Below are 19,058 nucleotides of genomic sequence, written 5' to 3'. Positions count from 1 at the left end.
TTTTATAAACGCTTGCGCGATATGATCGGATGCGTGGTCAATTAAGACACGCCCTCCAACCGCGCGGTAGCCGACTAAGCGGATTTGCGCGACATTAAAGAGCCTTTCCGTCGACGCTCGCGAAGCATCGTCGCACCGAAAATCCGCTTGGGGTCCTCATCGAATATGGCGATGAGGCGCTTGTTCTTGATCCTTCGAAGAGGTTCTTCGACAATGACGTGATAGTTTGGCGCACGGCCGAACCAATTCGTCAGCTTCTCCATATCCACAGGATCGTGAAGGTGGCCCTGCGTCTTGCCGTCTGGCCACTTATAGGGAACGGAAACGATGACGGTGCGCGCCAACTCCGTCAGCCGCCGTGCGAAACGGCCAGCTTCCGGCACATGCTCCAGCACCTGCAGGCAGGTACACAAGTCAAAGCCATCGGGAACTTTATCGTGCAGAATGTTGGCGTTCAATGCCTGGACAGTCGGCGACGAATAAGGCTTGTCGATATCGATCGACAAGCGCCGCTCGATCCAAGGAAACCACTCAAGATAGGGGCACCCGCCTGTGCCAACGTCAACGATCGACCGCGCGTCCGTGCCGACCGTCCTGACGATGTAGTCAACAGCCTGATAGTAGAGGAGATCGAACCGGTCATCCCAGTAGTCTACCCACTTGTCCTGTTCGACTTCCGGCGGTTGTTCCATCCTGAGCCTCAGTACGACAGATTCGGGTTCAGCGGGCTGACACCGGGAGGGGGCGTTGGCAGTCCAGTCTTCTGGACAAACACTTGCCCTTGCTGCCACATCATCTTGTATTCCCCCTCATGAAGCTTCAGGAAGATATCGATGCCGTCGTGGGGCCGCTCCGCCACCGGCCGGTCCAGACCCCAGTCGTAATCGTCCCAAATCAGAATGCCGCGCCTCTTCAGCAAGGGCCACGACAGCAGCGACAGCGCTAGAACGTGGTCGCGATGTTTGCCTGCATCGAGGTAGATAAGGTCGAACTTGGCCCCGTTCTGCACCAGGGCATCGATATGGGAGATCGCGCTGCCCTTGAGCTTCGTCAGGCGCGAGCCGAACGGAGCCACGTTTGCATCGAACCGTGCTTCCAACACCCCCTTGAAAAAATCGATGCATGTGACTTGGGCCAACGGCAGGTAGTTGAGCAGGAAAACGGCGCTGCGGCCTTCAAACGATCCAACTTCAAGCACGTCGACGGGTTTTTCACGAAGCGATTGCAGGAAGCGATGCCAACGAGGCACCTTTTTCGACATCCAGTCCGTGGTGAATTCCTTGTCGCGGAACCATACCTCAACCTCGGCCATCAAGGCGTCGATTGCAGCCTTCTTTTTCAGTTGAGCCTCTGTTTGCTCCAGCTCGGTCATCGAATTCTCCATTATTGATACGCCAGCCATCCCCGTTCTTGGTGCGGGTTCAGCTGACCGCGCGTAAGCGACCTATTTCTTTAGGTTTTCCTGCCGGCTCGAGCTCTGCAACCCTTTCCGGAACGATACCCGCAGGCGCCGGAAACGACCGAATATGGTGCGGGAAAGGAATATAGAAGTCATCTGCTCCCCCACCCTTCGACGCCGTGCGACGCTGCCATTCTATCCACGATTCCCAGTAGGCGACACGAAGCGCCGAATATCGATACTCGTCGAAAGCGGTGGCTCCCGATCTGGTGAGAGACGCGGAATGGTGCAAGCCGATCGCAAGCGGCTTGGCAATGATCTGCACGCTGGCAGACCCAAAGCAGCGGCGAATTCGACCGGCCAATTCGGTATCCGCACCGACGCGCACGGAATCGAAGTATCCAATACGCTCTATGACCGACTTGTGAAAGAAGGCAGACCCGGGGTTGTCGTGCAGATAGCCGCCGCCCTGCCGCGGTATCGCGATGCCGCGCGTGTCCATCCTGTACCAGCGCGAAGTGGTGCACAGCACATGCGGCGCCTCCTTCATGTACCGATGGTGGATGGCGAGACGCTCGGGGTGCATCCAGTCGTCGGAATCATGGAAGGTGAAGTAGTCGGATTCGAACCGTTCGAGCGCCATGTTCTTTGCGCAGTACGTGCCAACATTGAAGGGCGTCTGGAGGATTTCGATCCGGCTGTCCTGTGTCTGCAGATGCCGAAGGAGGGCCATGGTGTCGTCCGTGCTGCAATCGTCGACGATGATCAGCCGGAGATTCTTGTAACTCTGCGCCAAGACCGATCGAACAGCTCGTTTGACGGTATGTTCGGCATTATACGTCGTCATCACGACGCTGATCAGGTCATCCTGCGTTTGCACCGGCTCCGGCAGATTCGCAGACACCTCGAGGCGGTGGAAGACGTCTTCAGCCGGATCGCGGAAGATGTGGAATTCCGGCTCGGCCAGTTCCATCTCGGCGAACAGGCGGCGGACGCTGGCACTCCAGCTTCGCAGATCTCCGCGCGCGAGATGGATATTGCCGAGCGTAAGCCATAGTTCTCGCCCGCGTTCGCCACGGAGCTTGAGCTCGCGCAGTGCGCGAACCCAGGCTTCATCGAAGCGGCCACGCGCGAGCAGATCTTCGAGGATCACCACCAACATGGCAGTAGACAGTTTCTGATTGAGGGCGTCGGCAATCTGCAAATTCGTCTGCCGCGACGCGGAACCGACGTCGACTGCAATGGTCGCAAGTTGGAAGTAGCATTCCCAATCGAGGGGATCGGCAAGCAGCATCTCTCGCAGGATCTGCTCGGCTTCCCGTGGCCGACCGCTGCGCACACAGGCCCGAACGAAGCTGAGGCGCATCTTGCGCCGAACAGCGGGAGGCATTGCCTGGAAATGAATATTGTCGCCCGTCGTCTCAAGAAGGCCCTGATAGGCGCTTTCGACAGCGTTTATATCGAGAAGCGCCCTCGCCCCATAGAGCGCGAAGGCGTGCCGTGCAGGTTCCGAGAGCTGAGGCCCGCCGACGCCGTCGCCCAGCATCCACAAAAGCTCGACCTTGCCTCGCTCATGGAGCCACTCAGCCATCAGCGGCGAGACGCTTCCTTGCGGGTCCGCAAGCGCAATCGCCTCAGGCGGGCGCAGTCCTGCGGGCAGACAGGTGAGATCGAGATAGGCAACGAGATCACCACGAGAAACGACATAGGCGGCCACCGCGCCCTGCACATCAGGGACAGCGGGTGACATCCGACTGAATCTGCCGAAGTTGAGGGGTGGGCTGACATCCGGGTCCACGCCGCCTGTGGCCGGTGAGAAGTACAATGTCGCTTCGTCGGACCGCGTCCATCCTTCGACAATGCCGCTAACCCATGTCGTGAACGCGGCTTGCTGTGTTTCAAGCGATTGCGCGCGTATCCCGAAATGCTCAAGACTGAACTGAGCTTCGGCAGCAGAGCAATGAATGGCAATGAACAGACTGCCGGCCTTCTGCATCTCCTCGCTCGTCAACTGCACTGCCCAGCGTCTTTGGGTATCTCCTGGCGCGAAGCGGACCCTATCCTCTATCTTGCGATGGAACAGAAACGCGCCACTGGCGTCGCGACGAAGGAGGGCGATCCAGTCGCATTGGACGGGCTCGCCCGACGGCACGAGGGACAGCACCAACTCACAGGCGAGTGTGTAGTTGCAACCGGACAATTTTCCCAGCGAGGAGATATCGAGATAGAGCCGCACATAGCTTGCCAGTCCCCGCCATTGCAACGAGGAGCCTTGAGATGGAGCAGCGCTCGGAGCCACGCGGATCGCCGAAAGGTCCTTCCAGTTCTTCGCGACAACCCTCAGCGAGTTGGAAAGCCTTAGCGATCCGCGATCCTGCGCTTCATGATCTTCAGAGCTGGAATCATCATCCAAAGGGTACGAAACGCTGAAGGATCGAGATAGCAAGTTCATCAACAAGTCTCTATTTTTCGCAACCTGGACATACAAGATTCTGGATAGAATCCATCAACGTTTTTCTTTCCCATGTCGACACCAACAGATGGAAATTTAGATTTTCTGAGGCAGATCTTCGCGCTTAACCGTCAAGCCTCCAGGCATTCCTATGGTCAATCTTAACCAGGCAACCGGCCACGACAAGTCATGTGCCGAATTATCCAGACCGCATTTTCAAGTGCAGACGGTTGTAGAATCAATGCGGTGGCGTCTACAGTGGTGCACTGGGCAAGGCGGAGGTGTCCCCGGTCGAGGACTGTCCGAACGGGGAGAAGATGGGCTAGTCATGGGTTTCACGGCTTTCGAGAGGGACGACAGACTCCGCCGCATGGTCGCGGCGGCGAAGTGACAAGTATACATTAGACATCCGGCACATGACGAATCCACTCAGTTCCCGCGTTGCAATTGCCGGAGTTTTCGATATCGCCAATTATGGCGATCAGCTATTTCCGCTCGTGGCAGCCTACCGCCTTGCAAAGTACGGGATCGAGGTTGTGGCGATATCTCCTGTTTCCCAACACACCTTGCGCTCGGATGCCGTGCAGCCGCATGATCTTACCTGGCTTATGACGACAGACGAAGCGATCGATGCCGTTCTCATCGGTGGCGGCAATATCCTGTACAATCTGCGGGTGGATTACACCGCGATCTGGCAGCTCGACCGAAGCAAGTTTGGGCGTGGTCAACATACCGGCCTCTGGCTCGGCGCCTCCATTGCCGCGTCGTTCCGCGACATACCCTTCGGCTTCAACGCGCCAGGCGTTCCCTACCCTTTTTCGGGCCCGGTGGCGCAAGACGTGCTGAAACCGGCGCTGGAAGCCGCCGACGTCGTGGCTGTACGCGACGAGGCCAGCGCACGGATCGCCCGCGTTGCGCAGGCCGACGTGTCAGTCGTCCCCGATACGGCAATCGACATCTCTTCAATGTGGCCGCGCCGAAGCCTCGATCCGGTTCTGAGTGCCGTGCAAGAAAGGCTCGGCCTGGACGGCAAACCTTATGCGGCCATTCACCTGCGCGCCAACCCCGGTGATGACGCTCATATTGCTGATGTGGCGCGGCATCTCGATGCCTTCTGTGCAGGGCAACAACTTCAGGCCGTTTTGGTCGCCATCGGTGACGATATGGGCGACAGTCTGACCGCCCGATCCTTGCAGGCTGCCATGACCAGCCGGGCCTTTGTGCTGGACGGCTCAGCCACGCTTCGCGAGGTGGCGGCCATCATCGCCAATGCGCAAGCCTTTGTGGGCGGTTCGCTTCACGGCTACATCACCGCGGCCGCGTATGGCGTTCCAGGCGTTATCGTCACGGCACATCCACAGAACAAGTTCAGCGGCTTCCTGAAGTGGATGCGACGACCGCAGGACTTTGCGGGAACCTGGCAGAAAGCCTGTCAAACCGTCACTGAGCAGCTTTGGGAGGGGTCGAAGCCAGTTGTGCCCGGAGAAATTCGCGCCGCCCTCGACTGGCACTGGGATTCGGTTGCCGAAATGGTCCAAAATCCCGATCGCCGAAGGAAAGAACGGGCAGCGTTCCTGCGCACGATGATAGGTCGAGCAAGCAGCCGCCAGGGCATGGGGTGGCTTCTGTCGCCATCTGCGGCGGCTGCGAAATCCGCAGGTGCGACATGAGCTTTGCGACCATCGTCGACATCATTCACAGCCGTGCATCGCTTCAACCCGAAGCCCCTGCTGTCCTTTTTCTGGAGCGCGGCGAACGGCCCGGCGACTCCGACACCTATGCGTCGCTGGACCTGGCGGCTCGCACCGTGGCCGCCAGGCTGATCGAAATGAATTTGCGCGGGAAGGCGGTGCTTCTCGCATGCGACACCGGCCTGCCCTTCGTCCATGCCTTCCTCGGCTGCCTTTACGCAGGGGCTTTTCCGGTCCCAGTGCCTGCGGTCGTACGTCGAGAACGGGGCGAACGTCTGCGCCTGGTCGCGCGCAACGCCCAACCCGCTGCGATCATCGTGGAGCGCCGGACACTGGCTGTGGCAGACGAAGTGAACCATCTTCCCCTGTTTGTGGTCGATGGCGAACTGACAGTGTCAACGCCTCTGGATCGACCGCTGGCAATGACCGCGAACGACATCGCCTTCATCCAATATACATCCGGCTCGACCATGGAGCCGAAGGGCATTGTCATCACCCACGGCAACATCATGGCCAATCAGGAGATGATCCGCCAAGCCTTCCGCCATGATGCGTCGACTGTGGTCATGAGTTGGCTGCCGCTCCACCACGACATGGGCTTGATAGGCTCTCTGCTTCAACCGCTGTATATTGGCGGGCGTTGTATCCTGGCCTCGCCCCTTGCCTTCCTCCAGCGGCCAGTCCGTTGGCTTCGCGCTATTTCCGAGTACCGGGCGACGACAAGCGGGGCGCCGAATTTTGCCTATGAGCTGTGCGCGCGGCAAATTACCCCTCAGAACAGCGAAGGACTGGACCTGTCTTCCTGGACCCTTGCCTTCTGCGGCTCAGAACCTGTGCGTCCCAGTTCCATGCAGCGCTTCGCTGCGCGTTTCGCTGGCGCCGGGTTCGACGCCGCTGCCCTCTATCCGTGCTATGGCATGGCGGAAGCCACATTGTTCATAACCGGAGGCACTGCCGGACAAGGCGCTCGCAGTCGCAGCTTTCCGAGGCAGCGCTTTGCCGATGTTTCCGCCGACGCGGCGGGTATGCAGGCCATCAGCAACTGCGGCAAGCCGGTAGCACCCGCTCGCATCGCCCTCGTCGCGACTGACAGCCAGGAGGCTGTCCCGGAAAACACGGTGGCCGAAATCTGCGTAGCCGGACCGCATGTCAGCCCAGGTCTATGGGCGCCGGAGTGTGACGAAGGAATTCGACCGTATACCGATCGAATTTTGACGATTGACGGCGTGCCCCACATTCGATCGGGCGATGCCGGCATCATGGTCGATGGCGACCTGCACGTCGTTGGCCGTTTGAAGGACATGGTCATCGTGCGCGGCGCAAACGTTCATGCGGAGGATATCGAGCAGACGCTGCTTGAGCAGCCCGAGGCCACGGAGATCGAAGCTGCAGCCGCCATCGCTGTGGAGCGCGACTCATCCGAACAGCTCGTCCTGTTATGCGAGCTCTCCCCGAGAGCGCCGCGGGGCGGCCTTCCTCTGGCTATTGCCGAAACCCTTTCCAGGCGCGTGGCCGAAGCGCATGGACTGATGCCCGCGGAAATCGTCCTGCTATCGCCCCGCAGTATCCCTCGGACAACCAGCGGCAAGATCCAGCGCGGCCAGGCTCGTGCGGCCTGGCTCGATGGACGCCTCAATCTGTCGAGTTGGGTGACCTCGTGAGCGATTTGTTCCCGTTTGCGCAGGACGCCAAAGCGGAACCTCCGGTCTGGCGGGAGGGCGAGAAGCTCTGGATGCTGACGCGCTACGCCGACGCTCAGACCCTTCTGCGCGCTCCGGACGCTGAGGTCATCGAGTTCCAGTCACAAATTCAGACCATAGCGGTAAAAGCCGGCCGCAACTACGATTGTCTCGTCGGCCTGCTCTCCGGCATCCTGTTCTTCCGCAATCCGCCCTGGCAAAAGCAGGCCCGAGCGTCGCTGCGCCGAGGATTAGCCGCTATTGGAGCGAGGATGTCGGATGCCGAGATAGCGCCGATCATCGATGAAGCCGTCGCATCCGTTTCCGGCGCAGGAGATCGCTCTACCGACGCTGTTCCAACCCTGGCAAATCGGATTCCCATTCTGGTGATGGCTCACCTCTTTGGTCTGTCGGAGGCAACAGTTGAAACGTTGAACCGGCAAGGCAAAGGTGTTGTGAACGCCTGGAAAAGGGCAATGCCCCTGCGGGTCTACACCGCTTTGGAAGATCAGGCAGCCGAAATCGACCAGGCACTGAGGTCTGAAATACATCGTGCCCGCCAGGACGGCGGCCCTCTATCCGCATTCCTGGATGAGATGGGGGGCTATGACGACCGTGAGATCGTCGGCTTGACATTCGGCCTCATCATGGCGGGGATCGAAACGACCTCCGGCCTGTTGTCGAGCGTTCTCTACGTCATGGCCGCCGAACCGCGGCATGCCACTGCGATGCGCAACGGAGAGCTTTCCGAACGCGGCTTCGTCGACGAGGTGCTGCGCATGGCGCCACCGCTGCGCAGGCCGTCCGCGAGGCGCCTGGCTGAAGACCAGCAGTTCGGCGATGTCACTCTTCAGGCGGGCAGCTTGGTAAGCGTCGACATCATGACTGCGCAACGCGATCCTGCGCTGTTCGAGAATCCGCATGACTTTGATCCCAGCCGCAGCAGTACCTCACTGCTCGCATTCGGCAACGGCATTCATGCCTGCCTTGGCGTCCATCTCGCCTCTCTGGAGGGGCGGCTTCTGCTTCGCGCCGCGCTCAAGTTTGAGCTTGGCCTTGCCCTTCCCGATGGCGTCGACTGGGATCCCGATCCCACCTTTTGCCGACTGCGACGTCTCGATCTGCAGCTCAACCCCATCCAACATAGGCTCCCATCCTGATGCTAAATGACCAACCGCCTAGCCGTTCCGTTTTCCAAGAATGGATCGTCAACTACATCGCCTCGGTGATCGATCTGGAACCGGAGGCTATCGCGCTCGATCGCACCTTTCACGATATCGGCATGGATTCCGCCGAGGTGGTCATCATGACCGGCGTGCTGGAAGAGGAATTCGCTATCGAGGTGCGGGCCGAACTGCCGTTCGAACACCCCACCATAGCGAGTTTTCTCGACGCGCTTGCCGAGAAGAAACTGATCAGCTGATGAGCGGTAGACCCGCCCCTTCCATCAGTCTCGTTGTCGCCGCCTATCAAATGGCGCGCGAACTGCCGCGTACGCTGCGTTCGCTGCTCCCGTCCTATCAACGTGACGCACCCGATCTGCCTTGGGAGATCATCGTCGTCGACAACGGGTCGCCGGTGCCGCTCGAACTGGAACCATGGAATGAACCGTCTGCTGAGGTTCGGTTGGTGCGCCTGGAAGGTGACGGGCACGGCTCCGTCGCGCCGGCCCTTAATCACGGGCTCGGACTGGCACGCGGAGATCTGGTTGGCATCTGGATAGACGGCGCCCGCATGGCGTCGCCAGGACTGCTGGGCGCATGCTTCCGTGCCGCCGCGCTGCATCCGAGGGCGGTTATTGCGACCCGCAATTTCCATATCGGCCCCGCGCTTCAGCATAGCGAGAGCATGGCTGGCTATGACCAGAAGGCGGAGGATATACTGCTTGCCTCTATCGGCTGGCCCGAGGGTGCGGACCGTCTTGCCGAAATCTCGACGCCGGAACAGGTCGATCCGACCGGCCTGCTGCTTGAGACCAACGCGCTGTTCATGAAACGCATCCTCTGGAACGAACTCGGCGGGTTCGACACGCGCTTTCGCGGACCCGGCGGCGGCGCCACAAATGTCGATATGTTCCTGCGCGCCTGCGCCGCCCCGGATACACAGCTCATCCGCATTCTCGGCGAAGGCACCTTCCACCAGTTTCACGGTGGAGTCACGACCGGCGCCGGCCAGCTCGGAGCTGCCCATCTGCTGAAGATGGGCAGCAAGCAATATATGCGTCTGCGCGGTCGCCCCTTACGGGCGGTTCGCGAGATAGGCTGGCTCTATGACTCGCGTGCCGGGCTCATCGAACCGCCGGCTCTTGACCGGAGGCCTCATGGCTGAGCAGCCCGAAATCGGCATCGTCGTCGTCAGTTACAACATGGCGCGGGAATTGCCGCGCACATTGCAGTCACTGTCGCCCGACTATCAAAAAAATTGTCCTCCGGGACGCTGCGAGGTGATCGTTGTCGACAATGGTTCGGCCGAGCCGCCTGACGCGGAACGCTTTGCCTCGCTTGGCATGAATGTCACCGTGCGTCGCCAGCAGAATCCCGGTCCCTCGCCTGCCGCCGCCGTCAATATGGGCCTGGCCCTGACGCGCGCACCGCTCGTCGGTGTCTGGATCGACGGCGCGCGGCTGGCATCTCCGGGTCTCATCGATGCCTGTGCCCGCGCGGCACAGCTCCACCCCAAACCGGTGATTGCAACGGTCAATTTTCATCTCGGCCCATCGGAACAATACCTAAGCATGCAGTCGGGTTACGACCGCCTGGAAGAAGATAGGCTCCTCGCCAGCATCGACTGGCCTCGGGGCGCTGACCGGCTGGGGGAGATTTCGACACAAGTCTGGCACGGTGGGAGAGATGGACCGATGCTGGAAAGCAATGCGCTCTTTTTGCGACGCGAGCTTTGGGACGAGCTCGGTGGCTACGACGAAGCGTTCGAGGGACCGGGCGGCGGAGCGGTGAACATAGACACTTTTACGCGTGCCTGCGAATCTCCAGGCGCCCAATTGATCGTGGTGGGCAACGAGGGCACCTATCATCAGTTTCACGGCGGCACGATCAGCAACGCACCCGGTCATGCCATGGAAGCCACCAAACGACTAGCGGCCGAGTATTACCGCCTTCGCCGCAAGCCGCTGCGGCCGGTAAAGGCACCCCGCTGGTTTTTCGATCCAGTCTCCGGTGCCTTGGATAGGAAACTATAGAGAATGACGATGACTTATCCGACTGAGCCTGCGGTAGAACTGCTGCCTGTGCCTTTTCCCGACGTGGCTCCGGATCCTGCACAGCCCTTCCCGGTGCTGGAGCATCTCTCGCTGCGCCTGAAGACCTATCGCCACCTGCTTGCAACCCAACTTGCCGGGCCGGCGGGTCGGCGGCTTTTGGATCTGGGGTCCGGTCCCGGCCACTTCGCCCGCATCGCGGCCAGGCAAGGTTTCACCGTGACTGCAGTCGATGCCCGCGAGCCGTGGACACTAACCGGACAATCCTCGAAAGTCCCGTCGCGTGACTACGCGTTCGTGCGGCAGGACCTGCGCACCTTCGACCGTATCGACGATTTCGATGTCGTGGCTCTGATCGGCGTGCTCTACCACTTGACGCTGGAGGACCAACTGGCCGTTTTGGCGCGATGTGCCGGCAAGACCGTCATCATCGACACCGAACTGTTCGACGAAGCCGCCCTTCCACCGGATCGGCGGCATCGGTTCACACGACGCGTCACCCCGCAAGGATATATTGGGGCTGACTGCGTAGAGCGGGACGCGGTATATTCGTCGCATCTCAACCCGACCAGTTTCTGGTTCGAGGAAGCCAGCCTGACGCGGTGTTTGGCAGACCTCGGCTATACCAGCATCAAAATTGCAGAGCCGGCCTATCGGTCCGCATTCGGCCCGCGCCGCTGGTATCTGCTTCATGCTTAGCCGCCGGAGCGTATTTCTTACAGGCACTTTCGACGTGGCCAACTATGGCGATCTCCTCTTTCCCTTGGTCGCTGCTGAACGCCTGTCCGCGCACGATATAGATGTCATCCCTGTCTCGCCCACCGAGATGCGGCCCGCCTACGCAGATGCGATGGCGCCGATCTCCGCCGATCGAATGCTGCATGACAAGTCGTTACACCCAAGCAGCGTCCTAGTCGGCGGCGGCTACATCCTGATGACGCAATCCGCCGGCGCTATGCCGGCCTACGATAAAGCGGGCGTCGCCGAGACGGCTTATCCTTCGTTGTGGATCGGCGCTGCGTTGGCAGCGGCCATTCGAGACATTCCCCTTGCCTGGAACGCTCCCGGCGCACCATTTCCCTTTCCCTCCCAACGTCGCGAGGAAGTGATCCTGCCGGCGCTGCGGGCCGCAGATTATCTGAGCGTACGCGATGCGCAGAGCGCCAACCTGTTTGGCCCTCACGATTTAGACATGCCGATCGTTCCGGATACGGTGCTCGACCTTCCGCGCGTTTGGCCACGCGCCGGGCTTGTAGCTTTGCATCGCGCGCAGCTCGCAGAACGAGGTCTGCCAGTAGAGACCCGGACCCTGGCCGTCCATGTGAGAGCGCGCGCCATGGGCGATCCCGCAGAGCTCGCAGCGCTGATCGATATCTTTGCCGAGCAGCATGGTCTGTATCCGTTGCTCCTCGTCTTGGGACGCGACCTCGGCGACGACCGTGTTGCCCGCAGAGTTTCTTCTGAAATGAAGAGCGCCCACGGCGTCGTCGACAACGCGAACAGCTTGCGAGAACTGGCCGCCACGATTGCGGGATCGTCGGTCTATGTCGGCGGATCGTTCCATGGCTATGTGACCGCCGCCGCCTATGACACCCCGGCCGTCATGGTTGCCATCCCTTCCCATGGCAAGTTCACCGGGTTGCTCGACCAACTGGACAGGCCGAAGGATTGTGCCCGTGACTGGAGCGCCGCCTTCGCGCGCGCGCATGAACATCTCGCCGGCCGCGCCGTGGATCGGCTTCCAGCGTCTGTATCCAAGGCCCTGGACCTCCACTGGGAACAGATCGTCGAAGCGCTACGTTATTCGGAACGCGGGAGCGCAAGACGGGTGGCATTCCTCCGAACCTACCTCCGGCTTGGCGCCGAGCGCTTCGGCTCCGCATGGCTTGTGTCACCGCATCTCGCTGGTATGCGTCCAGACAAGCCCATCTTGAATGGCATTTAGAAGTGACCGCATGACATCAGGCATCAGGAACCCGAAATTCGAAAAATGGTCCAACGTCTCAACTTATGAAAACAACGCGAGTTTTTGTGAAGATTGGTCCATCGAGTTTGCGGGAAGCGCTTTTCACCTACAACCTCTGAATGAGGAAAATATTCGCAGCGGGGTGAACCTCCGAATAGACGACAGCACGACATGGGTGCGTCTGTGGCAGCGGCTGGATCCGGGCAGTGCGAATTTTTCCGCCGACACACAGCTGATAGTGACAGCTCCAGCGAGCGCCGGCCATCAAACGCCCGGCATGCTCAAATGGATCGCCTTGCTGGCGACAGACCCGAATGGAAAGCGCGTCTTCTACCGGAAACTGCTGGAGAACCCATCCCAGTTGCAGCCTGGCGGGTCCATGGCCCTGGATTTCTCGCTGGCGGGTATCGAAAAAGACCGAGAACTCCTGCTTTCGCTGCACTTCGGCGGCGGACCCGGTCACTTTTCATTGGAATCGATCACCACAAGGCAAAAGCCGGCTCCGGCCGCTTTCGCCGGGGCGCCATGCAAAATGCCGAAGATCGCTTCTGGGGCAGGCTTCGATGAGAAAAAGGTGAAAGTCTGCATTGTCTCATCGGACATGGACGATGTCGCCATCGGCCGCGCCGTTTCTCTCGCCGAGATGGCTGCCAGAAACCACACGGTCGAGTTGGTCGGTCCATCGTTTAATGCCAAAAACCCTCGACCTTCGCTCGACCACGCTCCACTCACACGTCGCAGCTTTCCCGCGACGGGAATGTCTTCCTTTCTGGAAGGCGCCATTGAACTGGCTCGGAACACCAAGTGCGATGTCGTGCATGTTGTGAAGCCCCGCCTGCCAGGCCTTTTGATCGGCCACCTCATCCGGCGGCAAAACAATTGCCCGATGCTGATCGATATGGAGGGCCGGGAAATGGCCTCCGTGGAGCCGCGCGAGCCAGCGGATTTCGACGAAGTTCTGGACCCGGCTGAAGACGACCCCGCCATGTTCGATTCCCTGCAAGGCGATCTTTGGACCCGCTTCGCAGAAACCCTCCTACCGGAGGCGGAACTGACGACAGTGACCAACGTCGCCCTTCAACGTCGTTTCGGCGGCCTTCTGGTCCGTCCTGCATGCGACGAAGCTGTTTTCGACCCCGACCTTTACGACCGGGATAGGGTCAGGGAGGAATTTGGCTACGGTCCCTCGGATCGCGTAATCCTGTTGCCGGACGCGCCGCATCGGAACGAAAGCATTATCGACGTTGCCGAAGCTTTGAACCGCGTCAGCGACCCGCATCTCGTGCTTTGCATCATCGGCGGGGTCCCCGACACGACGCTGGCGGAGCGATTGCGCCAGGCCCGCGTCGACTTTCATCCGGCCCAGCCCGAGCATCGGTGGCCCGAGCTCATCAACCTCGCAGACGCTGTCGTGATCTTACACCGCGCAGATGACCCTGTTGTGGATTTCCGGCTGCCCAATGGGCTTGCCGATGCTCTTGCAATGGGCGCGCCGGTTGTCGCGAAAACGAGCGCATCCCTCAAGGATATCGCGTTGTCAGGCGTTTATACCCCGGTGTTCAACGAGATTTCTCTCGATCTCGAATTGCAGGCGCTGTCCTATTCACAGACGAAGCGGGGCAGCGCAGCAGCCGCGCGGGATTATTTCCTCTCCGAGATGAGCTACAGCGTGAACGCTGCTCGCCTCGATACGGCGTATGCTGCGGCCTTGAAGAGACCGCGGCGTGAGACCCCTTTGCTTGACAAGACTCTCGATGTTTTAGCTGAGAAGTTCGGGCAAAACATTGAAACCCCTCTGCGGCGTCCGTTTCTACGCCGCGAAGATGCCCCACGCGATCTCGTTTTCCTGTGGAAGCAAAACGACTCCGATCTTTACGGGCGGCGTTCCGACATGCTGGCGAAGCAGTTGCTGCGGTCGGGCAGGGTCCGGCGTGTCATCCATCTGGATGCGCCGATAAGCCTGGATGATTTGAACGGACTTGCGGAAGCATCCTATGGGCAACAGGCCCATCAAGGCAGAGGCATCTATTCCAACACGGTCCGGCGCATCCTGCATCAAGCCGATACATCCGACTTTATCCGGCGAACGTTCCTCCATCGTGGAAACGCCCCCAATGCCCGCGCCTTCGGCCACGACGTCCCCTCAATGGAAGGCTATTCCGACTTTATCGGTCAACTGATGAAGGATGAGAATATCCAGCCGAATCCGCTCTTGTGGATATCGCCGATCGTTCCGGATTATAGCACTGTCCTGGAGATTGTTAAGCCGCGCCTGGTCGTCGCTGACCTCATCGATGACCAGCGCCTGTTTCCTGGCTCGAGCGCCAGCTATCGACTCCGAGCAGAAAAAGGTTACGAGGCTGTTCTGCGCGATGCGGATGTAGTGTTCACGAATTGCGAGCCCCTGAAGGAGGCCTTTCACACCCTTCGCCCGGATATCCATGTCGTCCCCAATGGCTGCGACATCCTTCCGCCTGACGTCATTCCCGACAGGCAGGTGGCCCGGCTACCGCAGCCAATAATCGGCTATGTCGGCAATTTGCGTGACCGCATCAATCTGTCCTTGCTGGAGCGTATCGCCAAGACATATCCAGAGGGGTCGATCGTCCTGGTGGGATCTGCACACGGACGCCCCGAAATCGGCGAACTGGCCGAACGCAACCCCAACATAAAGCTGCTGGGCATCAAGCCATACGATCAGGCAGTGAGCATCATGAAAGCGTTCGATGTCGCCATCATGCCCCATCTCAAAAACGAACAGACAGACCGCATGAATCCATTGAAGCTCTACGTCTATTTTGCGGCTGGCGCCCCCGTGGTGACGTCGGAGGTCGCAAACATCGATGACCTCGCTTCTCATGTCCACGTTGCTCGCAGCGACGATGATTTTCTGAAGAAGCTCGGCTCAGTGCTGCATGGAAAGACCCCGGAGATCCAAGACAGTTCTCGACAGGCGATCGTCGAGAACCTCTCCTGGGCGCGACGTGTCGATGCGATGTGGAACGTTGTGGCGCCGGCGCGCTGATCGGGGGCGTCTATTTAAGAAGCGAAGACGACCCGTCTTTCCGTCCTACGGTCAAAACTTTGCCGTCGTCCCCGCTCGGAAGGTCCGACCGGGCGCTGGGACCAGGCCGACCGCAAGCGCGTCGACATAGTAGACATTCGTCAGATTGTCGACGTTCAACTCTGCCTGCAGATTTCGCTGAACTTGTAGCTCGCGAAGATGTCGACCACCGTATAGGGCTCGCATTTGGTCAGGGTCACCCACCCGCTCTGATTGCCGCTGATGCCTTCCACCGGGCGCCTCCCGACGAAATTGATCCGCCCGCCCAGCGTCAGCTTCTCGTCCATCAGCCGTGTGCCGATGGTGAGCGTTGCCATTTGCTCAGGAATTCGCCACCGTCCGAAGCTTGATTACGATATTTCTCGCATCGAAATTATCTTCCCTTGCCTGGACACCAGCTTAACTCGTCTTGAAGGTCCCGTTCAGCCCGCTCGACAGCGCTGGCATTCAGAACACGGCGCAGAAGCGCCACCGCTACCGCGCGGGCCCGGAGATTGAAGCGGCTGTCCACATCGCCACCATCCTGATGAACACCAAGCTTTTCATAGAGATGCTGCAAACGGTTCTGAACGGTTCGCAGCGACAGTTTCTTGCGGTTGGCAATCGCCTTGTCGGTAAGGCCGAGAGCGACATCCAACAAGATTTCGTATTCGGCATCCGTCAGGCCATGGCCAGAACTCAGCCCTTTCTGCTGGATGCCGCGAACCTCGCGGTCGATCACACATTGGGATTCCAGAAACACGCTGCGCAGTGCAAGCCTGAGCCGCTCGTCGGAAGCAGATTTCAGCACATAGCCGTATGTCGCGCCTTCGGGAACGATGCGTGACACACCGCGCACATAGGCTTCGTCGGAATAATTCGACCAGAACAAGATTTTGGTGTCAGGCCGTTCTCGCCAGATGGTGCGGGCAGCTTCTATGCCGTTGCGCTCGCTCATCTGCAAATCCATCACCACGAACTCGGCCTGCAGGCTCCGCGCCTGAATTTCGCCGAGCCGGCCATTGTCAGTCTCCATCACCGCGTTGCATTCGGGCAGCGCCGCTCGCACGGCGTCGCCGAGATAGGATCGGTGCAACGCATCGTCCTCGACGATCAAAACGTTCATTCCCCGATCTCCTCCTTTGGCGGACGCCTCAACGGAAGCGTCACCTTCACTCTCGTCCCGCGCTGACCGGAGTTGCACGAGATCACGAATTTTGCCGAGATCAAACGCGCGCGCGTCTTCATATTATCGATACCGCGCCCCGGCATTTCATTGGTGCTATTCATGCCTCGGCCATCGTCGCTGACTTCGATCGAAAGCTCGCTTTCACTCGCCCGCAGCGTCACGACGAGGCGTTCCGGCTGCGCATGGCGGATTGCATTATTCACCGCTTCCTGCACGATGCGGAACAACGCCGTCGCCACCGCCCTGTCCAGATCGTCCAAATATCCGCCAGCTACATTGATCACCTGCCAATGGACCGGCAGGCCGCTTTCGCGCACTGCGCGTTCCAGATGGTTTTCGATTGCCTCCGCGACTCCGAAAAGCTGGAGCACAGTGGGCTTTGCCTCTTCGATGATTTCGCGCAGGTCGTGCATGCATTGTTGTAGCGCGCGGCAGAGCGGCTCCAGTGCATCCCCTTGCACCGTCGAATGGCTGGACAGACGCTCCATCCGTCGCGTCAGCCGTGTCAGATCGGCCAGTGTCTGATCGTGAAGGTCCATGCCGATCCGCTGGCGTTCGGCTTCCAATGCCTCGGTCAATTTCAAGGCGCCGAGCCGTAAACCTTCCTCTCGGGCGCTCGCTTCCGTTTCGATGACGGCGGAGCGCTTCGCCTGTTCGGCGGCACGAAGGGCGAAGAAATAGGGTGCCAGGAGATCGGCAACGGCGCGGGCGTTCTCGACGTCCTCCACCGTGTAGCAGTCGCGGTCCCGACTTGAGCAACTGAGCGCGCCGATCACGTCGCCCTGGACCTTCAGCGGTACATGCAGGCGGCTTCGCAGCGACAGTTCGAGGATCGGGCTTGCAAAGGCCCCGTCGAAATGAAAGCGCGGGTCGCTGCACGCATCCGCCGAAAGCAGAAAATCCACCTCGCCGGCCAGCAACGTGCGGATCGGGCTTCCGGTCAGGAGCGCCGGTGGCTGCTTGCTCCAGGCGGAGTCGAGACCGCTTTCATAAGCAATGTGATACTTTCCATCGACCATCTTGATGCAAACATCGAGATGATCATGCGGAATGATATGGCTGATTTCCTCGCCCACCGCCTTGATGATCGCGTTGAAATCGAGCTGGCCAGCCAGCAGCCTGGATATGCCGAGATAACGGTCGAACAGCGCGTTTCTCGCCGAATTGAGCATGCTCGGATTCCTCCAAGTCCTTACGCGCATTAAGCGCCAGCTTTTCCATCACGTCCTGCGGGAACCCGCAAATCATGCGCGAAAGCCCGCAGAAAGCGTGCTTGGATGCGCCTATACAACTTTCGAAAACTCCTCCATTCTCGATTTACTGAGCAAAATGGGCTCAGGGCAATCACTATCTCCGGTTCACCGTTGAGGAGCGGCCCGGAGATATAAGGGAGATTTGGGAGGAAATCATGGATATCAGAACGATGCTTGCGGCATCCGTTGCCGTCGCGTGCCTATGTAGTCCAACGCTTGCCGATACATCATCCAAGAAGATTGCGCTGTCCAACAACTATGCCGGCAATTCCTGGCGCCAGGCGATGCTGACCAGCTGGGACACGATCACAAAGGAAGCCGTTTCCAAAGGCGTGGTCGCCGCTGCTGACCCGTTTACCACGGCCGAGAACCAGGCGACCGAACAGGCCGCCCAGATTCAGAATATGATCCTGCAGGGTTATGATGCAATCGTCGTCAACGCCGCTTCGCCGACCGCGCTCAACGGCGCGATCAAGGAAGCCTGCGACGCCGGCATCACCGTCGTGTCCTTCGACGGCATCGTCACCGAACCCTGCGCCTGGCGTATTGCCGTCGACTTCAAGAGAATGGGCGAAAGCCAGCTCGAATATCTCGCCACGAAATTGCCGAACGGCGGCAACCTGTTGGAAATCCGCGGCCTCGCCGGCGTTTCCGTCGATGATGAAATCCATGCCGGCATCCAGGCTGGCGTTGAGAAAAATCCGCAGTTCAAAATCGTCGGTTCGGTCAATGGCGACTGGGCGCAGGACGTCGCCCAGCGCGCCGTTGCCGGAATTCTGCCGAGCCTGCCGGACATCGCAGCCGTTGTGACCCAGGGCGGCGACGGCTACGGCGCGGCACAGGCGTTTGCGGCCGCCAAGCGCCCGACTCCGACCATCGTGATGGGCAACCGCGAAGACGAACTACTCTGGTGGAAGGAACAGAAGGATAAGGACGGTTACGAGACCATGTCGGTATCTATTGCGCCCGGCGTCTCGACGCTCGCCTTTTGGGTCGCCCAGCAGATCCTCGACGGCAAGGACGTCAAGAAGGATCTCGTCGTTCCCTTCCTGCGCATCGACCAGGACAATCTGGAAGAGAACCTGAAGAACACCCAGAAGGGTGGCGTGGCGAATGTCGAATATTCGCTTGAAGACGCCCAAAAGGTGATTGCCGCTGCCCAGTGAGGGCAC

The 19,058-nt window shown here is 59.8% G+C and carries 16 protein-coding genes; 10 read left to right on the top strand and 6 right to left on the bottom strand.

From position 1 onward, the window contains the following. Positions 1-74: 74 nt before the first annotated feature. Genes ICI42_RS11115 through ICI42_RS11105 form a run of 3 tightly spaced genes read right to left on the bottom strand, consistent with a single transcriptional unit; the run spans position 75 to position 3,851 of the window. Positions 75-692: a class I SAM-dependent methyltransferase gene (locus ICI42_RS11115; RefSeq protein WP_188164645.1), complete on the bottom strand. Its 618-nt coding sequence runs from the start codon at positions 690-692 to the stop codon at positions 75-77. 8 nt (positions 693-700) lie between these two features. Next, positions 701-1,372, bottom strand: a complete 672-nt coding sequence (locus tag ICI42_RS11110) for a class I SAM-dependent methyltransferase (protein ID WP_188164644.1) — start codon at positions 1,370-1,372, stop codon at positions 701-703. A 49-nt stretch (positions 1,373-1,421) separates the two neighbouring features. Further along, positions 1,422-3,851, bottom strand: coding sequence for a glycosyltransferase family A protein (locus tag ICI42_RS11105; protein ID WP_188164643.1), 2,430 nt, complete (start codon positions 3,849-3,851; stop codon positions 1,422-1,424). A gap of 416 nt (positions 3,852-4,267) precedes the next feature. Here ICI42_RS11105 and ICI42_RS11100 point away from each other — a divergent pair, with 416 nt between their 5' ends. The 9 genes from ICI42_RS11100 to ICI42_RS11060 are packed head-to-tail and all read left to right on the top strand — an operon-like array spanning position 4,268 to position 15,426. After that, positions 4,268-5,521 carry a polysaccharide pyruvyl transferase family protein gene (locus tag ICI42_RS11100; RefSeq protein ID WP_188164642.1) on the top strand — a complete coding sequence of 418 codons (1,254 nt, stop codon included), beginning with the start codon at positions 4,268-4,270 and terminating at the stop codon, positions 5,519-5,521. Beyond that, positions 5,518-7,203, top strand: a complete 1,686-nt coding sequence (locus ICI42_RS11095; protein WP_188164641.1) for a fatty acyl-AMP ligase — start codon at positions 5,518-5,520, stop codon at positions 7,201-7,203. Before ICI42_RS11100 ends, ICI42_RS11095 begins: the two co-directional genes overlap by 4 nt. Beyond that, positions 7,200-8,381, top strand: a complete 1,182-nt coding sequence (locus tag ICI42_RS11090) for a cytochrome P450 (RefSeq protein WP_188164640.1) — start codon at positions 7,200-7,202, stop codon at positions 8,379-8,381. The genes ICI42_RS11095 and ICI42_RS11090 overlap by 4 nt, the downstream gene beginning before the upstream one ends. Further along, positions 8,381-8,644, top strand: coding sequence for an acyl carrier protein (locus tag ICI42_RS11085; protein WP_188164639.1), 264 nt, complete (start codon positions 8,381-8,383; stop codon positions 8,642-8,644). Before ICI42_RS11090 ends, ICI42_RS11085 begins: the two co-directional genes overlap by 1 nt. Then, positions 8,644-9,549 carry a glycosyltransferase gene (locus ICI42_RS11080; protein ID WP_188164638.1) on the top strand — a complete coding sequence of 302 codons (906 nt, stop codon included), beginning with the start codon at positions 8,644-8,646 and terminating at the stop codon, positions 9,547-9,549. Before ICI42_RS11085 ends, ICI42_RS11080 begins: the two co-directional genes overlap by 1 nt. Next, entirely contained in the window at positions 9,542-10,417 is an 876-nt protein-coding gene (locus ICI42_RS11075; RefSeq protein ID WP_188164637.1) for a glycosyltransferase family 2 protein, read from the top strand. Before ICI42_RS11080 ends, ICI42_RS11075 begins: the two co-directional genes overlap by 8 nt. Positions 10,418-10,420: 3 nt before the next feature. Then, entirely contained in the window at positions 10,421-11,134 is a 714-nt protein-coding gene (locus tag ICI42_RS11070) for a class I SAM-dependent methyltransferase (RefSeq protein WP_188164636.1), read from the top strand. Between the two features lie 34 nt (positions 11,135-11,168). Then, a complete protein-coding gene (locus ICI42_RS11065; RefSeq protein ID WP_188164635.1) occupies positions 11,169-12,380 on the top strand; it encodes a polysaccharide pyruvyl transferase family protein in 1,212 nt (403 codons plus the stop codon). A 10-nt stretch (positions 12,381-12,390) separates the two neighbouring features. Continuing rightward, positions 12,391-15,426 (top strand): glycosyltransferase, encoded by a 3,036-nt coding sequence (locus tag ICI42_RS11060; protein ID WP_188164634.1) that lies wholly within the window; start codon positions 12,391-12,393, stop codon positions 15,424-15,426. Between the two features lie 155 nt (positions 15,427-15,581). Here the strand turns inward: ICI42_RS11060 and ICI42_RS11050 are convergent, their stop codons facing one another. From ICI42_RS11050 to ICI42_RS11040, 3 genes are read right to left on the bottom strand one after another with little or no spacing between them, the layout of a single operon-like run. Further along, on the bottom strand, positions 15,582-15,782 hold the full coding sequence (locus tag ICI42_RS11050; protein ID WP_188164632.1) for a hypothetical protein: 201 nt from the start codon (positions 15,780-15,782) through the stop codon (positions 15,582-15,584). Positions 15,783-15,838: 56 nt separating this feature from the next. Further along, the gene (locus tag ICI42_RS11045; protein WP_188164631.1) at positions 15,839-16,570 is read right to left on the bottom strand and encodes a response regulator transcription factor; all 732 of its coding nucleotides are present in this window, start codon (positions 16,568-16,570) and stop codon (positions 15,839-15,841) included. After that, positions 16,567-17,805 carry a GAF domain-containing sensor histidine kinase gene (locus tag ICI42_RS11040; protein WP_188164630.1) on the bottom strand — a complete coding sequence of 413 codons (1,239 nt, stop codon included), beginning with the start codon at positions 17,803-17,805 and terminating at the stop codon, positions 16,567-16,569. Before ICI42_RS11040 ends, ICI42_RS11045 begins: the two co-directional genes overlap by 4 nt. Before the next feature lie 236 nt (positions 17,806-18,041). Here ICI42_RS11040 and ICI42_RS11035 point away from each other — a divergent pair, with 236 nt between their 5' ends. Then, a complete protein-coding gene (locus ICI42_RS11035; protein ID WP_188164629.1) occupies positions 18,042-19,052 on the top strand; it encodes an ABC transporter substrate-binding protein in 1,011 nt (336 codons plus the stop codon). The last annotated feature ends 6 nt before the right edge of the window (positions 19,053-19,058 follow it).

Source organism: Oryzicola mucosus (genome assembly GCF_014534685.1).
In the GTDB taxonomy this organism is placed as follows: domain Bacteria; phylum Pseudomonadota; class Alphaproteobacteria; order Rhizobiales; family Rhizobiaceae; genus Oryzicola; species Oryzicola mucosus.
The sequence above is the reverse complement of the archived record's forward strand: the minus strand, read 5'-3'. Positions and strand labels throughout refer to the sequence as shown.

Excerpts from the sequence above, each read along its gene's own strand:
- ICI42_RS11115 (WP_188164645.1), bottom strand. The coding sequence starts at position 692 with ATGGAACAACCGCCGGAAGTCGAACAGGACAAGTGGGTAGACTACTGG.
- ICI42_RS11110 (WP_188164644.1), bottom strand. The coding sequence starts at position 1,372 with ATGACCGAGCTGGAGCAAACAGAGGCTCAACTGAAAAAGAAGGCTGCA.
- ICI42_RS11105 (WP_188164643.1), bottom strand. The coding sequence starts at position 3,851 with ATGAACTTGCTATCTCGATCCTTCAGCGTTTCGTACCCTTTGGATGAT.
- ICI42_RS11100 (WP_188164642.1), top strand. The coding sequence starts at position 4,268 with ATGACGAATCCACTCAGTTCCCGCGTTGCAATTGCCGGAGTTTTCGAT.
- ICI42_RS11095 (WP_188164641.1), top strand. The coding sequence starts at position 5,518 with ATGAGCTTTGCGACCATCGTCGACATCATTCACAGCCGTGCATCGCTT.
- ICI42_RS11085 (WP_188164639.1), top strand. The coding sequence starts at position 8,381 with ATGCTAAATGACCAACCGCCTAGCCGTTCCGTTTTCCAAGAATGGATC.
- ICI42_RS11080 (WP_188164638.1), top strand. The coding sequence starts at position 8,644 with ATGAGCGGTAGACCCGCCCCTTCCATCAGTCTCGTTGTCGCCGCCTAT.
- ICI42_RS11075 (WP_188164637.1), top strand. The coding sequence starts at position 9,542 with ATGGCTGAGCAGCCCGAAATCGGCATCGTCGTCGTCAGTTACAACATG.
- ICI42_RS11070 (WP_188164636.1), top strand. The coding sequence starts at position 10,421 with ATGACGATGACTTATCCGACTGAGCCTGCGGTAGAACTGCTGCCTGTG.
- ICI42_RS11060 (WP_188164634.1), top strand. The coding sequence starts at position 12,391 with ATGACATCAGGCATCAGGAACCCGAAATTCGAAAAATGGTCCAACGTC.
- ICI42_RS11050 (WP_188164632.1), bottom strand. The coding sequence starts at position 15,782 with ATGGCAACGCTCACCATCGGCACACGGCTGATGGACGAGAAGCTGACG.
- ICI42_RS11045 (WP_188164631.1), bottom strand. The coding sequence starts at position 16,570 with ATGAACGTTTTGATCGTCGAGGACGATGCGTTGCACCGATCCTATCTC.
- ICI42_RS11040 (WP_188164630.1), bottom strand. The coding sequence starts at position 17,805 with ATGCTCAATTCGGCGAGAAACGCGCTGTTCGACCGTTATCTCGGCATA.
- ICI42_RS11035 (WP_188164629.1), top strand. The coding sequence starts at position 18,042 with ATGGATATCAGAACGATGCTTGCGGCATCCGTTGCCGTCGCGTGCCTA.